The sequence below is a fragment of the Streptomyces sp. L500 genome (assembly GCF_054551825.1).
In genome coordinates this window covers 60,511-75,055 of the sequence record NZ_JBTOLC010000005.1, presented here as the reverse complement: position 1 = coordinate 75,055, position 14,545 = coordinate 60,511, and the positions used below count along the sequence as shown (strand labels likewise).

At 72.3% G+C, this 14,545-nt stretch carries 14 protein-coding genes; 11 read left to right on the top strand and 3 right to left on the bottom strand.

Annotation, left to right across the window (positions count from 1 at the left end):
• The first annotated feature begins 116 nt into the window (after nt 1-116).
• On the top strand, nt 117-1,439 hold the full coding sequence (locus ACX9I7_RS07915) for an NAD(P)/FAD-dependent oxidoreductase (protein ID WP_387574391.1): 1,323 nt from the start codon (nt 117-119) through the stop codon (nt 1,437-1,439).
• 76 nt (nt 1,440-1,515) lie between these two features.
• Here ACX9I7_RS07915 and ACX9I7_RS07910 read toward each other — a convergent pair whose 3' ends face one another.
• On the bottom strand, nt 1,516-2,970 hold the full coding sequence (locus ACX9I7_RS07910; protein WP_387574393.1) for a regulator: 1,455 nt from the start codon (nt 2,968-2,970) through the stop codon (nt 1,516-1,518).
• Nucleotides 2,971-3,283: 313 nt separating this feature from the next.
• On the opposite strand from ACX9I7_RS07910, the gene lipB reads away from it, so the two are divergent.
• From lipB to ACX9I7_RS07890, 4 genes are all read left to right on the top strand, one after another.
• Nucleotides 3,284-4,084 (top strand): lipoyl(octanoyl) transferase LipB, encoded by an 801-nt coding sequence (gene lipB / locus ACX9I7_RS07905; RefSeq protein WP_459386904.1) that lies wholly within the window; start codon nt 3,284-3,286, stop codon nt 4,082-4,084.
• A 162-nt stretch (nt 4,085-4,246) separates the two neighbouring features.
• A complete protein-coding gene (lipA, locus tag ACX9I7_RS07900) occupies nt 4,247-5,200 on the top strand; it encodes a lipoyl synthase (RefSeq protein WP_358217212.1) in 954 nt (317 codons plus the stop codon).
• 356 nt (nt 5,201-5,556) lie between these two features.
• The gene (locus tag ACX9I7_RS07895) at nt 5,557-5,817 is read left to right on the top strand and encodes an SCO2195 family GlnR-regulated protein (protein ID WP_229820178.1); all 261 of its coding nucleotides are present in this window, start codon (nt 5,557-5,559) and stop codon (nt 5,815-5,817) included.
• A 10-nt stretch (nt 5,818-5,827) separates the two neighbouring features.
• Nucleotides 5,828-6,514, top strand: coding sequence for a DUF4191 domain-containing protein (locus ACX9I7_RS07890; protein WP_126913819.1), 687 nt, complete (start codon nt 5,828-5,830; stop codon nt 6,512-6,514).
• A 114-nt stretch (nt 6,515-6,628) separates the two neighbouring features.
• Here ACX9I7_RS07890 and ACX9I7_RS07885 read toward each other — a convergent pair whose 3' ends face one another.
• Entirely contained in the window at nt 6,629-7,096 is a 468-nt protein-coding gene (locus ACX9I7_RS07885; RefSeq protein ID WP_126913820.1) for an RDD family protein, read from the bottom strand.
• A 254-nt stretch (nt 7,097-7,350) separates the two neighbouring features.
• Here ACX9I7_RS07885 and glnA point away from each other — a divergent pair, with 254 nt between their 5' ends.
• From glnA to ACX9I7_RS07870, 3 genes are all read left to right on the top strand, one after another.
• Entirely contained in the window at nt 7,351-8,760 is a 1,410-nt protein-coding gene (glnA, locus tag ACX9I7_RS07880; RefSeq protein WP_387574397.1) for a type I glutamate--ammonia ligase, read from the top strand.
• A gap of 158 nt (nt 8,761-8,918) precedes the next feature.
• Nucleotides 8,919-9,710: an SDR family oxidoreductase gene (locus ACX9I7_RS07875; RefSeq protein WP_459386903.1), complete on the top strand. Its 792-nt coding sequence runs from the start codon at nt 8,919-8,921 to the stop codon at nt 9,708-9,710.
• 27 nt (nt 9,711-9,737) lie between these two features.
• Nucleotides 9,738-10,112, top strand: coding sequence for an arsenate reductase family protein (locus ACX9I7_RS07870; RefSeq protein ID WP_459386902.1), 375 nt, complete (start codon nt 9,738-9,740; stop codon nt 10,110-10,112).
• 48 nt (nt 10,113-10,160) lie between these two features.
• Here the strand turns inward: ACX9I7_RS07870 and ACX9I7_RS07865 are convergent, their stop codons facing one another.
• Nucleotides 10,161-10,922 (bottom strand): ArsR/SmtB family transcription factor, encoded by a 762-nt coding sequence (locus ACX9I7_RS07865; RefSeq protein ID WP_459386901.1) that lies wholly within the window; start codon nt 10,920-10,922, stop codon nt 10,161-10,163.
• A 64-nt stretch (nt 10,923-10,986) separates the two neighbouring features.
• On the opposite strand from ACX9I7_RS07865, the gene ACX9I7_RS07860 reads away from it, so the two are divergent.
• The 3 genes from ACX9I7_RS07860 to ACX9I7_RS07850 all read left to right on the top strand — a co-directional run bounded on the left by ACX9I7_RS07860 (nt 10,987) and on the right by ACX9I7_RS07850 (nt 14,538).
• A complete protein-coding gene (locus tag ACX9I7_RS07860; RefSeq protein ID WP_459386900.1) occupies nt 10,987-12,429 on the top strand; it encodes an MFS transporter in 1,443 nt (480 codons plus the stop codon).
• 94 nt (nt 12,430-12,523) lie between these two features.
• Nucleotides 12,524-13,498: a sphingomyelin phosphodiesterase gene (gene sph / locus ACX9I7_RS07855; protein WP_459386899.1), complete on the top strand. Its 975-nt coding sequence runs from the start codon at nt 12,524-12,526 to the stop codon at nt 13,496-13,498.
• 392 nt (nt 13,499-13,890) lie between these two features.
• Nucleotides 13,891-14,538: a winged helix-turn-helix domain-containing protein gene (locus ACX9I7_RS07850; protein WP_459386898.1), complete on the top strand. Its 648-nt coding sequence runs from the start codon at nt 13,891-13,893 to the stop codon at nt 14,536-14,538.
• Nucleotides 14,539-14,545: the final 7 nt, after the last annotated feature.

The window sequence follows — 14,545 nt, the reverse complement described above, 5'->3', positions numbered from 1 at the left end:
CCGTGCGCGACTGTTATTGACCGGATTTCTCTCTACGGTCGAGGCGAACTCGCGCATTGCCGCCGCCCGTTGGGGGCATCAGGCCCCCAGCGAGCGGACCGACCCCGGGAGGGCACGTGCTCGACAGCGCACGCCACACCGCACACCACGCTGACGTCGTCATCGTGGGAGCCGGCCTGGCCGGCCTCTCCGCGGCTCAACAGCTCACCGCCGCGGGGGTGACGGTCACCGTCCTGGAGACGGCCCACCGCACCGGCGGCCGCATGACGACCGACAAGGCCGACGGGTTCCTGCTGGACCGCTCCGGCCAGCTGCTCAACACCTCCTTCCCCGAGCTGATCCGCACCCCGGGCCTGGAGGCGCTCAAGCTGCGCCCCTTCACCCCCGGGGTGCTGGTCCACGCCGACGGACGCAACCACCGCACCGGCGAACTCCGCGGCGCCAAGCGCGCCTTCACCACCGCCCGCGCCTTCGCGGCGGCCCGCGCGTCGCGGAGCGCCGGCCTCGATCAAGCGCGGCTCGGCGCGGCACTGGCCCGCCTGGCCGCGCTGCCCATCGACCGGATGCTGGCCCGGCCGGACCGTCCCACGTCGGCGACCCTCACCTCCCGGGGCCTGCCGACCCGCACGGTGGAGGGCTTCCTGCGCCCCCTGCTGACGTCCCTGCTCTCCGACCCGGACCTCACCACGTCCAGCCGCTGCGCCGACCTGGTGCTGCGCGGCTACGCGCGCGGCCGGCTCTGCCTGCCCGCCGGGGGCTCCGGCGTCATCCCCGAACTGATGGCCGCCCAGCTCCCGCCCGGCACGGTCCGCACGGGGGTGGAGGCCGTCTCCGTCGGCACGACGTCCGTGGGCACGGCCGGGCACGGCACGTTCACCTGCCGCTCCGTCATCGTGGCGACGGGCGCGAGGGCGGCGGCCGAACTGATCCCCGGCCTCCGGCTCCCCGATTTCCACCCGGTGACGGTCCTCCACCACACGGCCGACGAACCGCCCCTGCGCGACGCCTCGCTGATCCTCACCGGGACGTGCCGGGGGCCGGTGGCCCACACCACGGTCGCCAGCGAGGTCGACCCGGACCGCGCGCCGCTGGGCCGCACACTGATCACCTCGACGGTCCTGGGCCCGTCGGCGGCGCGGCCTACGGCCGAACTGGACCGGCTGGCCCGCGAGCAGCTGGCCCACGTCTACGGCGCGTCGACGTCGTCCTGGCGCCTCGTCGGCGCCCACCACGACCCGGACGCGGTCCCGGCCATGCCGGCCCCCCACGACGTCCGCCGCCAGGTCCGGCTGCTCTCGGGGCTCTACGTCTGCGGCGACCACCGCGACACCAGCACGGTCCAGGGCGCCCTCTTCTCCGGGCGCCGCGCCGCCCAGGCGGTCCTCCGCGACCTGGGCATCCGCCCCGGCCACGGCACCCCCGCCCTACGAGCGGCGTAGCCGTCCCCGGCTGCCCGCCGGTGGGGGTGCCCGCGCCTTCGGCGCGGGTTCGCCCACCCCACCTCCGACGAGCAGGTCAGACCAGCCCGGCCACCTTCTCCCGGTACCCCCGCACCGGCGCCGCGTCCCGATAGGGCTCCAGCCGCCTCTCGAAGTCCCGCACGTACTCCAGCGCCCGCACCGACCGCATCTCCGCCGCCGCCTGCGCCGCCTCCACCCCCAGCGCGCACGCCTGTTCCAGCTCGCCCAGCCCCAGCCGCGCCGACGCCAGCACCACCCGGCAGAACAGCCGCGACCGCGCGTACGCGGGCGACCGCAACTGCAGCGACCGCTCCGCGTGCTGCGCGGCAGCGCGGTACTGCTGCAGATCGCGGTGGCAGTGCGCGAATTCGTCCGCCAACTGCGCCTCGTCGAAGAACCGCACCCAGTACGGCACGTCGTCGCCCGTCCGCGAGCTCTCCAGGGCCCGTTCCGCCCGTGCCAGCGAGGCCGAGCACGCCCGTACCTCGCCGAGCACCCCGTGCCCCCGCGCCTCCACCGCGTGCAGCAGCGACTGCACGACGGGCGGCGCCCCGGACCCGACCCCCTGCTGAGCGACCCGCGCCAGCTGCACGGCCTCGCGCCCGTGCCCGAGATAGACGGCCTGCCGGCTCATGGTCACGAGCACATAGCTCCCGTACGCCCGGTCCCCGGCCGCCTGGGCGAGCCGCAGCGCCTGGACGTAGTACCGCTGCGCGAGCCCGTGGGCGGCGATGTCGTAGGAGGTCCACCCGGCCAGCCGGGTGAGATCGGCGGCAGCGGCGAAAAGCCGCCGCCCGGTGGTCTCCCCATAGGTGCCCCGCAGCATGGGCTCGGTCTCGTGCTCGAGGTACCGCACCAGCGCCTGCCGGGCGTGCCCGCCCCCGTAGGCGTGGTCGATCGTGCGGAAGAGCTCGCCCACCGAACGCAGGGCCGCGATGTCGCCCATGGACACCCGCCCCCCGGGAGCGCGCTCCGCGGCCCGCTGGCGCGGCAGCTGCCCGCCGCGCGCCTGGAGCGGCAGGCGCGCGCCCTCTCCGGAGGGCGCGGGGCTCATGCCGCGCGCCACCCGTTCATCCGCGCGCCCGATCAGCCAGTCGCGGCTCGGCACCACGAGCCCGGCCGGGGTGAACGCGATCTTCCGTAGTTCGGTGTGGCTCCCGGAGTCCTTGCGCCAGAGCCCGCTGACGATGTCGATGGCCTCCTCCGGCGAGGCGGCGAACTCCAGCCCGGCGTACACGGGCGCGCACGCGTCCAGCCCGAGGTCCTGGGCGGACAGCCGCCGCCCGAGCCGCCGGGTGAACACCTCGGCGATCAGCGCGGGCGTGGTCCCGCGCGGCTGCTGTCCGCGCAGCCACCGCGTGACGGACGTTTTGTCGTAGCGCAGGTCGAGGCCGTGTTCGAGCCCCAGCTGATCTACACGGCGGGCCAGGCCCGCATTGGAAAAGCCGGCCTCCGCGATGAGCGCGGCGAGTTGACGGTTGGGGATGCGCTGTGGGGGTCGTTCCGTCATCAGCCTGCCGGTCTCCCTGATCTTTTGTTCCTGGAACGGCGTGAACTTAGCGGTCTTCCTCGCCCCGAAAGCCGCCTTCGCCCCGCATTCATCCGATCGTGTGAGGACAGGCCGAATACCCGGGAAGAGGCCCCCGAGCCCCCCGGGGCCGCCCGGGGGAAGATCGTCCGGACTCCGGCCGACTGCGGGGTCCGCCGGTCGCGGTCGTACAGTGGGCACGGGCGTGCGAGGCGCGACGGCACGCGGCGGGCCGCCCTCAAGACCACCAGACCGGGCCGGAACGGGTTCGGAACCGGTTCGAGGAGGAGCTGCCGTGAGTGAGCTGCGCTTTGTCCATCTGGGCTTCGGTGCGGACGCGGTCGAATACCAGCAGGCCTGGCAGAAGCAGCGCGAGGTCCACGCGGCCCGCTTCGCGGACGAGATCCCCGACACCTGTCTGCTGCTGGAGCACCCGGCGGTCTACACGGCCGGACGGCGCACGGAGGACAGCGAGCGCCCCCTGGACGGCACCCCGGTCGTCGACGTGGACCGCGGCGGCAAGATCACCTGGCATGGCCCCGGTCAGCTCGTCGGCTACCCGATCCTCAAGCTGCCCCGCCCGGTGGACGTCATCGCGCACGTCCGCCGCCTGGAGGAGGCCCTGATCCGCGCCTGCGCCGAGCTCGGCCTGGAGACGACCCGGGTCGAGGGCCGCAGCGGCGTCTGGGTGCTGGGCGACCCCGTGGAGCGGCGCCCGGCCATCGGCGGCCTGAGCCTGGACTTCGACCCCCGGCTGACGGACGAGGAGTTCGACCCCCGCCTCAACGGCCCGGAGTACGCCCCGTCCAACGCGGGCCAGCGCCGCGAGGACCGCAAGCTGGCGGCGATCGGCATCCGGATCGCCAAGGGCGTCACGATGCACGGCTTCGCGATCAACTGTGATCCCGACAACACCTGGTTCGACCGGATCGTCCCGTGCGGCATCCGGGACGCGGGCGTGACGTCCCTGTCGAACGAGCTGGGCCGCCGGGTACCGGTGGCCGAGGTGGTGCCGCTGGTGGAGAAGCACCTGCGGGAGGTCCTGACGGAGGAGGCCCCGAGCCCCCGGGCCGTGGAACCGGCCGCGGCGGGCTGAACGGAACCGAGCCCGCCGAGGAACCGAACCCGCCGAGCCGACCGCGAGGCGGGGAATGCGCACCGGGATCCATCGGTTACCCAGGGCGCAGAATGAAGAGCACAGGAAATAACGGGCGTACCCTGGTGTCCGCCGAGGAATCGAAGTCATAGGGAGCCGGACGTGTCCGCTGTCGCACCCGACGGACGCAAGATGCTGCGCTTGGAGGTCCGGAACGCCCAGACCCCCATCGAGCGGAAGCCCGAGTGGATCAAGACCCGCGCGAAGATGGGCCCGGAGTACAAAGAGCTCCATGGCCTGGTGAAGCGCGAGGGCCTGCACACGGTGTGCCAGGAAGCCGGCTGCCCCAACATCTACGAGTGCTGGGAGGACCGCGAGGCCACGTTCCTCATCGGCGGCGACCAGTGCACCCGGCGCTGTGACTTCTGCCAGATCGACACCGGCAAGCCGCAGGCGCTCGACCGCGACGAGCCCCGTCGCGTGGGCGAGTCCGTGGTCGCGATGGACCTGAACTACGCCACGATCACCGGCGTCGCCCGCGACGACCTCGAGGACGGCGGCGCCTGGCTGTACGCCGAGACCGTGCGCCAGATCCACGCGCAGACCGCGGGCCGCGAGGCGGGCCACACCAAGGTCGAGCTGCTCGCGCCCGACTTCAACGCGGTGCCGGAGCTGCTCCAGCAGGTCTTCGAGTCCCGCCCCGAGGTCTTCGCCCACAACGTGGAGACCGTCCCGCGGATCTTCAAGCGCATCCGCCCGGGCTTCCGCTACGAGCGTTCGCTCAAGGTCATCACCGACGCGCGCGACTACGGCCTGGTGACGAAGTCCAACCTGATCCTCGGCATGGGCGAGACCCGCGAGGAGATCAGCGAGGCCCTCCAGGACCTCCACGACGCGGGCTGCGATCTGATCACGATCACCCAGTACCTGCGCCCGTCGGTGCGCCACCACCCGGTGGAGCGCTGGGTGAAGCCGCAGGAGTTCGTGGAGCTCAAGGAGGAGGCCGAGGAGATCGGCTTCGCGGGTGTCATGTCGGGCCCGCTCGTCCGCTCCTCGTACCGGGCGGGTCGCCTCCACCAGCAGGCGATCGAGCGGCGTAGCCGAGCTGAAGCGTAGGTCGGGGGTCCGACCGAGGTACGAGGGCGGGCACCCGGCCGCAGCGGAAGCGAGGCGGAGCGCGACCAACAGCACGGAGAAGCGCGAGGCGGCCGCCTCGACCCAGGCGGTCTGACCCGGGCGGCCCGGCCCGCCCGGCCCGCCGGCCGACCCGTTCGGCCCCTGCAGCGGACCCTGACGCGGCCCGTACCGTTCCTTGCGAAAGCAAGCGAACGGTACGGGCCGCGTCAACGTTTCATAGGTGTTTGACCAAGAGGTCATGCGTTGGTAACACCATTCGGTGACGATGGAACCACGCACAGCAGTGCGACACCCTCCACGCAACCGAATTCTTCCGCTCCCGAGGGGACATCGACATGCAGGCCGCGCCCGGTAACGCAGTCTTGGCGACCGCCACACGCGCCTCCTCCGCTCTGCCGTCCACGCTCTCCGTACGGCCCCCGTCCGTCACCGGGGCCCTGCGCGCGCTGGAACGGCTGCTGATGCGCGGTGGCCAGCGCACCGCACGGCGCAACGCGTGGACCGCCGTGCTGGAGGACCGCCGCCGCGCCAAGGACCGGCGGGAGGCCCAGCACGTGCTGGAGGCCGTGGCGGCCCCCGGCCCGCGGGCGACGTAAACTGCGCCGTATGGCGAGGAAGGAAACATCCGAGAACCCCGGGCGACTGAAGCAGATCGCCCAGACCTACAAGATGACCAAGAAGGTCGACTCGAAGGTCGGTCTTGTCGTCGCGGCTGTGGGCATTGTCACCTTCGGTGTACTCCTTGCCATCGGCTTCTGGCTCGACCACCCGGTCTACCTGGGCATCCTCGGCTTCCTGCTGGCCTTCCTCGCGATGGCGATCGTCTTCGGACGCCGCGCCGAGCGCGCTGCCTTCGGGCAGATGGAGGGCCAGCCGGGAGCCGCCGCAGCGGTCCTGGAGAACATCCGCCGCGGCGGCTGGACGACGACGCCCGCGGTCGCGATGAACCGCAGCCAGGACGTCGTCCACCGGGCCGTCGGCAAGGCGGGCATCGTGCTGGTCGGCGAGGGCAACCCGAACCGGGTGAAGGCCCTGCTGGCCGCCGAGAAGAAGCGCATGTCGCGCATCGTCGGCGACGTGCCGGTGCACGACATCGTCGTGGGCGAGGGCGAGGGCCAGGTGTCGCTGAAGAAGCTGCACACCACCCTGCTCAAGCTGCCGCGCGTGCTGCCGGGCGCGAAGGTGACGGCCGTCAACGACCGTCTCCGGGCGCTGGGCGACCTCATGAGCAACATGCCGATCCCGAAGGGCCCGATCCCGGGCAAGGGCATGCGGATGCCGAAGGGCCGCTGACCGCACAGATACGACCGCATACGAACGGGGGCGGCCGGAACCGAAAGGTTCCGGCCGCCCCCGTTCGTATGTGTTTCAGATCCGAATTCGTATGCGTTTCAGATCCGAACTTGATCAGATCCGAACTTGAACGGCCCGGGCGAGCCGGTCGTGCAGACCACGCGTGTCGCGGTCCCAGATGACGGCGGGGATGACGAGCAGGAGCAGCACGCTGCGCAGCAGCACCCGGGGCAGGGGCAGCCGCGTGCCGTCCTCGGAGATGACGCGCAGCCCGAGGAGGCGCTTGCCGGGGGTGCAGCCGACCGTGCCGACGGTGAGCAGGCTGAGCACGAGGAAGATCAGCAGGGCCCAGTTGCCGGCGCGCTGCTGGTTCCCCTGGGCGAGGAACGCGTAGGCGATGAGCATGCACAGCGCCCAGTCGATGACCAGGGCGCCGAACCGCCGCCCGATCGGGGCGACGGAGCCCGGCCCGCTCGCCGGCAGGCCGAGGCGCTCACCCCGGTGGCCGAATTCGATGCCCATGTCCTCCGCGGCCGCGCGGGGCCCGGAGAGCCATGATCCGATTGCTTGCCTGTTGTCCACCCGTCCACGGTACTGGGCCCGCATACGTTTCCCGGGTCCCGGGTCCCCGCTCCCGGGCCCCGGAGCGGGCCCGGAACGGCGCCCGCTACCCGGCGTACCCCACAAGACCGCCACCAGACCGGTTAACCTCGGCGAAACAGATGGGTCATCCTTGAGAAATCCCGTCTCTCTAGGGTCGGCGGCAGCGCGTCCATGCGGTACACGCGCCACCGAAGCAATCCCCGACCGCGAGCGGCCGGGCTAGGAGGACTTGGATGTTCCAGAACGCCGACGAGGCCAAGAAGTTCATCTCGGATGAGGACGTCAAGTTCGTCGACGTCCGCTTCTGCGACCTGCCGGGCGTGATGCAGCACTTCACGATCCCTGCCTCGGTGTTCGACCCCGACGAGGAGCTGGCCTTCGACGGCTCCTCGATCCGCGGCTTCCAGGCCATCCACGAGTCGGACATGGCGCTGCGCGCGGACCTCTCCACGGCCCGTATGGACCCGTTCCGCCGCGACAAGACGCTGAACATCAACTTCTTCATCCACGACCCGATCACGGGTGAGCAGTACAGCCGCGACCCGCGCAACATCGCCAAGAAGGCCGAGGCCTACCTCGCCTCCACCGGCATCGCGGACACCGCGTACTTCGGCCCCGAGGCCGAGTTCTACGTCTTCGACAGCGTCCGCTTCGAGACCAGCGCGAACCAGTCCTTCTACCACATCGACTCCGAGGCGGGCGCCTGGAACACCGGTGCGCTGGAGGACAACCGCGGCTACAAGGTCCGCTACAAGGGCGGCTACTTCCCGGCCCCGCCGGTCGACCACTTCGCCGACCTGCGCGCCGAGATCTCCCTGGAGCTGGACAAGGCCGGCCTGCAGGTCGAGCGCCAGCACCACGAGGTCGGCACCGCCGGCCAGGCGGAGATCAACTACAAGTTCAACACGCTGCTCGCCGCCGCCGACGACCTGATGCTCTTCAAGTACATCGTGAAGAACGTCGCCTGGCGCAACGGCAAGACCGCGACCTTCATGCCCAAGCCGATCTTCGGTGACAACGGCTCCGGCATGCACGTCCACCAGTCCCTGTGGCAGGGCGGCGTGCCCCTCTTCTACGACGAGCAGGGCTACGCGGGCCTCTCGGACACCGCCCGCTACTACATCGGCGGCATCCTCAAGCACGCCCCGTCGCTGCTGGCCTTCACCAACCCCACGGTGAACTCCTACCACCGCCTGGTCCCCGGCTTCGAGGCCCCGGTCAACCTGGTCTACTCGCAGCGCAACCGCTCCGCCGCGATGCGCATCCCGATCACGGGCTCCAACCCGAAGGCCAAGCGCGTCGAGTTCCGCGCCCCGGACCCGTCCTCGAACCCCTACCTCGCCTTCTCGGCCCTCCTCCTGGCCGGCCTCGACGGCGTCAAGAACAAGATCGAGCCGGCCGAGCCGATCGACAAGGACCTCTACGAGCTCGCCCCCGACGAGCACGCGAACGTCCCCCAGGTCCCGACCTCCCTCCCGGCCGTCCTCGAGGCCCTGGAGCAGGACAACGAGTACCTCCAGGCCGGCGGCGTCTTCACCTCCGACCTGATCGAGACCTGGATCGACTACAAGCGCACCAACGAGATCGCCCCGATCCAGCTGCGCCCGCACCCGCACGAGTTCGAGATGTACTTCGACATCTAAGAACCACCGCGACACAGCACAGGCCGTCGGCCGCGCCTTCCCCTTCGGGAAGGCGCGGCCGACGGCCTTTTTTCGCTCGCTTGTCACATTCCTTCCTCGCCGTACGTCATGGCGGCGAAGGCCACGGAAGAACCGCTCGAGCGAACGAGGAAGTAGCCATGACGACGTCCACCATCCTGGTCACCGGCGGTACGGGCACGCTCGGGCGGCTGGTCGTGCCGTTGTTGCGGGGCGCCGGTCGTGAGGTGCGGGTGCTCAGCCGGCGGGAGCGGGAGGGCGGGGGCGGGGTCACGTATGTCACCGGCGATCTGCTCAAGGACGAGGGGGTCGAGGCGGCCGTCGAGGGGGCCGGGGTCGTGCTGCACCTGGCGGGTGGCGCCAAGGGGGACGACGTGGCGACCCGGAATCTGGTGCGGGCCGCGCGGGCGGCCGGGGTGGGGCATCTGGTGTACATCTCCGTCATCGGGGCGGACACGGTGCCGCTGAGCTACTTCAGGGCCAAGCTGGAGGCCGAGCGGGCCGTGGCGGAGTCCGGGCTGCCGTGGACGACGCTGCGCGCCGCCCAGTTCCACGACCTGGCCCTGAAGGTGGTGACGGCGATGGGGAAGCTGCCGGTGGTCCCGGCGCCCGGCGGGGTGCGGTGGCAGCCGGTCGACGCGCGGGAGGTGGCCGCCCGGCTCGTGGAGCTGACGCTCGGCGAGCCCGCCGGGGCGGTGCCCGACCTCGCCGGGCCGGAGGTGTACGAGCTGGCCGAGCTGAGCCGCGGCTATCTGCGGGCCGTGGGCAAGCGCCGGCCGATGCTGCCGGTCCGGGTGCCGGGCAGGCTCGGCCGCGCGTACCGGGCCGGGGAGAACCTGAACCTCGACGGGGCCATGAGGGGTCGGCGGACGTGGGAGGGGTTCCTGGCGGAGCGGGTGGAGCGGGAGGTGGAGCGGGTGGGCGGCCGCTAGGGGCCGGTGGGCTCTAGGCTCGACGGTATGGAGATCTGGATCAATCCCGCCTGTTCGAAGTGCCGTAGCGCGCTGTCGCTGCTCGACGCCGAGGGAGCCGGTTATTCCGTCCGGCGTTATCTCGAGGACGTGCCCACCGTCGAGGAGATCCGCGCTGTGCTGGAGCGGCTGGGGCTGGAGCCCTGGGACATCACGCGGACCCAGGAGGCCGAGGCCAAGGAGCTCGGCCTCAAGGACTGGCCCCGGGACGCGACGGCCCGCGATCGGTGGGTGGAAGCGCTGGCGGCGCATCCGAAGCTGATCCAGCGGCCGATCATCACCGCCGACGACGGCACGGCCGTGGTGGGACGTTCCGAGGAGGCCGTCCGGGAGGCGCTGGGCCGGTCCTCGGGCCGGTCCTAGCGCGGCTGGGCCCTCACGCGCGGCCAGGCCCCTCGCGCGGCCGGCTCCTCACGCCGCCAGGTCGACCGCCCCGAACGCGTCCGCGAGCCCGCGCGTCCCCGCCTCCGTGAGGTGGACGACGCGCGGGCTCACCCCGTGCCGGAGCCAGCCGAGGGCGAAGAGCCGGGCGGTGAGGGCGGCGCCCAGCGCGCCGGCGAGGTGGTGCTGGTGCTCGCTCCAGTCGACGCAGTAGCGGATGGCCGGGCGGCGCCGGGGCAGACCCGCGACGTCCACGCCGAAGGCGGTCAGGGCGGTGCGGCCGGGGGCGGTGAGCCGGTAGGCGGCGTCGTGGCCGTAGGCGGCGGGGCGGTCGCGGACGGCGGTGTCGGGGCGGTGGGTGCCGTCGTGGCCGGTGAGCAGGCCGCGGTCGAGGAGGGCGCGCATCAGGGTGACGCCGAGGTGGCCGGCCAGGTGGTCGTAGCAGGTGCGGGCGCGGTGGAGGGCGTTGGCGACGCCGCTCTCGCGCAGCGAGCGCACCGGCAGGGGCGGGGCGATGAGGGCGAGGGCCTCCAGCGCGCCGGCGACGTCGGGGCCGGTGAGGCGGTAGTAGCGGTGCCGGCCCTCGTTGACGGCCGTGATCAGGCCGCCGGACGTGAGCCGGGCGAGGTGGGCGCTGACGGTGGGGGCGCTCACGCCCGCCTCGGTGGCGAGGGCGCCCGCCGACAGGGCACGGCCGGAGCACAGCGCCTTGAGGATCCGGGCGCGGGACGGGTCCGCGATCAGGGCGGCGGCGCGGGCGACATCGGGCTGGTGGTTGATCACGTCGGTCACACGGCCAATCTACGACGTCCACCTTTCGTCGTTCGACGAAGTGTGCGGGGCCGAGACTCGTCCGGTGAGAGCTTCCCTTCGTACATCGCTTCCCCTCGTCTCCCTCAGCCTCGGCTACTTCCTGGTGATGCTGGACGTCACCGTCGTCACCGTGGCCGTGCCCGACATCGGTGCCTCGCTCGACGCCGGGCCGGCCGCCCTCCAGTGGTGCGTCGACGGCTACAGCACCGTCTTCGCGGGGCTGCTGCTGCTCGGCGGCGGGCTGGGCGACCGGTTCGGGCACCGGCGGGTGTTCCTGTGGGGGCTGGGCGTCTTCACCGCCGCGTCGGCCGCCTGCGGGCTGGCCACCACGGCGGGCGCCCTGGTGGCGGGGCGGCTGGCGCAGGGCGCGGGGGCGGCGTTCCTGGTGCCGGCCTCGCTGGCGCTGCTGCGGGCCGCCCATCCGGACCGGGCCGCGCGGGCCCGGGCGGTCGCGGTGTGGGGGGCCGTCGCCGCGATCGCCTTCGGCGCGGGTCCCGTGGTGGGCGGGCTGCTGGTGGCCGGACTGGACTGGCGGGCGGTGTTCTGGCTGAACCTGCCGGTGGGCGGGCTCACCACCTTCCTGACGGTGCGTCATATTCCTGCCGACCGGGTTCTCCGGGACCCCGGGGCCGGGCGGATGGACCCCCTCGGCCAGGTGCTGGGCGTGGTCGGTCTCGTCGCGCTGGCCGGGGCGCTCAACGAGGCCGGGACGGCCGGCTGGACCGCTCCCCCGGTGCTGGTGGCGGCCGTGACGGGTGTGGTGGCGCTGGCGGCGTTCGCCGTCGTGGAGCACCGGCTGGAGACCGGGTCCACACTCTTCCGGCGGCCGCTGCTGCCGCCGTCGCTGTTCCGGCGGAAGGCGTTCTCCACCACGGCCGCCATCGGCTTCCTGATCAGCTTCGGCTACTACGGCATGCTGTTCCTCTCCACCCTCTACTTCCGGCAGGAGCGCGGTTACGACGCCCTGGAGACCGGCCTGGCCCTGCTGCCCTCGGTCTGCATGGGCCTGATCGCGGCGCCGCTGCTGAGCCGGGTGACCGCGCGCACGGGTCCGTACGTGCCCATGGCCGCCGGGCTGTTCCTGGGGGCGGCGGGCTTCCTGGGCTGGCTCGTCGCCTCGCCGGGCGTCCCGTACCCCGCCCTGCTGTTCGCGCTCGCCGCCACGGGGCTGGGCCAGACGACGACGGCGCTCTCCGCCACCGCCGCCGTCATCGAAGCGGCTCCGGCCGACGGTACGGGCGTGGCGTCCGCGGTCTTCAACGTCGCCCGGCAGGTGGGCAGCGCGGCCGGGGTGGCCCTGTTCGGCACGGTGGCCACGGCGGCGGGCGGGTTCACCGCCGGCCTGCGGCTGTCGGCGGTGCTCGCGGCGGCCGCGTTCCTGGCGGGCGGGGTGCTCGCCTCGACCCTCCTGCTGGGGGCGCGACGGCGGCGACACGCCGAAGAGGAGGCGGCGGCAGAGACGGGTCTTGTCCCGCGCGTCGGCTGACGGAAACCTGCCCGCCATCGGGTGCTAACGGCAACTGATCTGATGTGGCGGGCCGTTGCCGTCCAAAGGATCACCGACCGTCGAGGGAGTCGCAGTGCCGTTCACGAAGACCGCCGGATCCGTCGCCCTGTCCGCCGCCGCCCTGCTCACCACCGCCCTGGCCCAGCCCGCTCACGCGGCGGCCGCCACGCCCCAGCTGAAGGTGCTCACCTACAACACGTTCCTCATGAGCACGAAGCTCTACCCCAACTGGGGCCAGGCGCACCGCGCCGAGGAGATAGCCGCCGCCGGTTTCTTCCAGGGCAACGACGTCGTGGTCCTCCAGGAGGCGTTCGACAACGCCGCCTCGGACGACCTGAAGGCCCGGGCGGTCGCCGGCTACCCGTACCAGACGCCCGTCGTCGGCCGGAGCAAGGACGGCTGGGACGCCACCGGGGGCTCCTACTCCACCACCACGCCGGAGGACGGCGGGGTGACCGTGCTCAGCAAGTGGCCGATCGTCCGCAAGGAGCAGGTGATCTACAAGGACGCGTGCGGCGCGGACTGGTGGTCCAACAAGGGCTTCGCCTACGTCGTCCTGAACGTGAACGGCACGAAGGTGCACCTGGTGGGGACGCACGCCCAGTCGACGGACAGCGGCTGCAAGGCGGGCGAGGCGGAGGCCGACCGCGCCAAGCAGTTCCGGCAGATCGACGCGTTCCTCGACGCGAAGAACATCCCGGCGGACGAGCAGGTGATGGTCGCGGGCGATCTGAACGTGGACTCGCGGAGCGAGGAGTACGGCTCGATGCTCGCCGACGCCGATCTGGTCCCGGCGGACGGCGGCCGTACCGGGCATCCGTACTCCTTCGACACCAAGGAGAACTCGATCGCGGCCTACCGCTACCCCACCGACCCCCGCGAGGACCTCGACTACGTCCTCCACCGCAAGGGTCACGTCCGGCCCCGGGGCTGGACGAACTCCGTGATCAAGGAGAGCTCCGCGCCCTGGACGGTCTCCAGCTGGGGCAAGGGGTACACGTACACCAACCTCAGCGATCACTACCCGGTGATCGCCTCGGCGAGTTGATCACCCTGCTCGCCGACCGCCGGTAACCCCATGGGAGCGGATCCGGGCCCCGGTCCCGGTCCGCTCCCGGCCCGCTCCCGTAGCAACATCCAAGATCGCCAAGGTTCCGTATTCACCGGCCGGCAGGGCTCCTGTCCCGTCGCCGGCCGTGCTTCAATAGGGGGCATGGCCAGCTATCAGAACTCCGCGACGGGTCGCTTCGACCTCGAGCCGTTCTGGCCTTCCCGTCAGCACCACGATTTCGACCGAGTGTGTTGTCGCGCGATTCCCGCGCAGGCCCACTCCTCCCGCTGACCCGCGTCGAAGTCAGCCGCCGGCACCGGTTCCGGCCAAGCGGCCCGCGCCACGCACGTCCTCTCGACGGCTTCTCGCGCGAAAGAGCTGAGCTCTCCATGACGAACCTCCGCACCCTCACCGCGTCCCCGCAGATCCCCGCCCAGGCCGGCCGTACCGACCGCCGCCACCGGCTGCGAGCCGTGGCGCCGGACGAGGTGCCGCCCGTCGCCGAGCTGCTGCACGCCGGAGCGACCTGGCTGCCGGCGCCCCAGCACGCGCTGCCCACCCTGCCGGGCCGGCCGCCGATGATCGGCTACCTGGTCCTCGTACCGGCCGAGCACGCCGAGGCCGGACAGGCGGCACTGGCGGTCCGGGCCGGCCAGGCGGCCCGGACCGGGCAGGCCATCCCCGACGCCACCTCTGACGCCACCCCCGACGCCGCGCCCGGGGCCGCGCCCGCCACCGAGGGCGACGCGCTGGTGAGCATCGACCCCGAGCAGCGGACGGCGAGCGTCGCGGGCCGCCCGCTGGACCTGACCTACCTCGAGTTCGAGCTGCTGGCCCACTTCGTCGCCCACCCCCACCGGGTGCACACCCGCGACCAGTTGGTGACGACCGTGTGGGGTTACGGGCACGTGGGCGACGGCCGGACCGTCGACGTCCACGTCGCCCGGCTGCGCCGCAAGATGGGCGCCGAGTACCGCTCGTCGATCGTCACCGTCCGCCGCGTCGGCTACAAGTACGCTCCCCCGGCGGCCCTCTGACCTCCTC

Excerpts from the sequence above, each read along its gene's own strand:
- ACX9I7_RS07875 (WP_459386903.1), top strand. The coding sequence starts at position 8,919 with ATGACGACGTCCACCATCCTGGTCACCGGCGGTACGGGCACGCTCGGG.
- ACX9I7_RS07890 (WP_126913819.1), top strand. The coding sequence starts at position 5,828 with ATGGCGAGGAAGGAAACATCCGAGAACCCCGGGCGACTGAAGCAGATC.
- ACX9I7_RS07870 (WP_459386902.1), top strand. The coding sequence starts at position 9,738 with ATGGAGATCTGGATCAATCCCGCCTGTTCGAAGTGCCGTAGCGCGCTG.
- ACX9I7_RS07895 (WP_229820178.1), top strand. The coding sequence starts at position 5,557 with ATGCAGGCCGCGCCCGGTAACGCAGTCTTGGCGACCGCCACACGCGCC.
- ACX9I7_RS07850 (WP_459386898.1), top strand. The coding sequence starts at position 13,891 with ATGACGAACCTCCGCACCCTCACCGCGTCCCCGCAGATCCCCGCCCAG.
- glnA (WP_387574397.1), top strand. The coding sequence starts at position 7,351 with ATGTTCCAGAACGCCGACGAGGCCAAGAAGTTCATCTCGGATGAGGAC.
- ACX9I7_RS07910 (WP_387574393.1), bottom strand. The coding sequence starts at position 2,970 with ATGACGGAACGACCCCCACAGCGCATCCCCAACCGTCAACTCGCCGCG.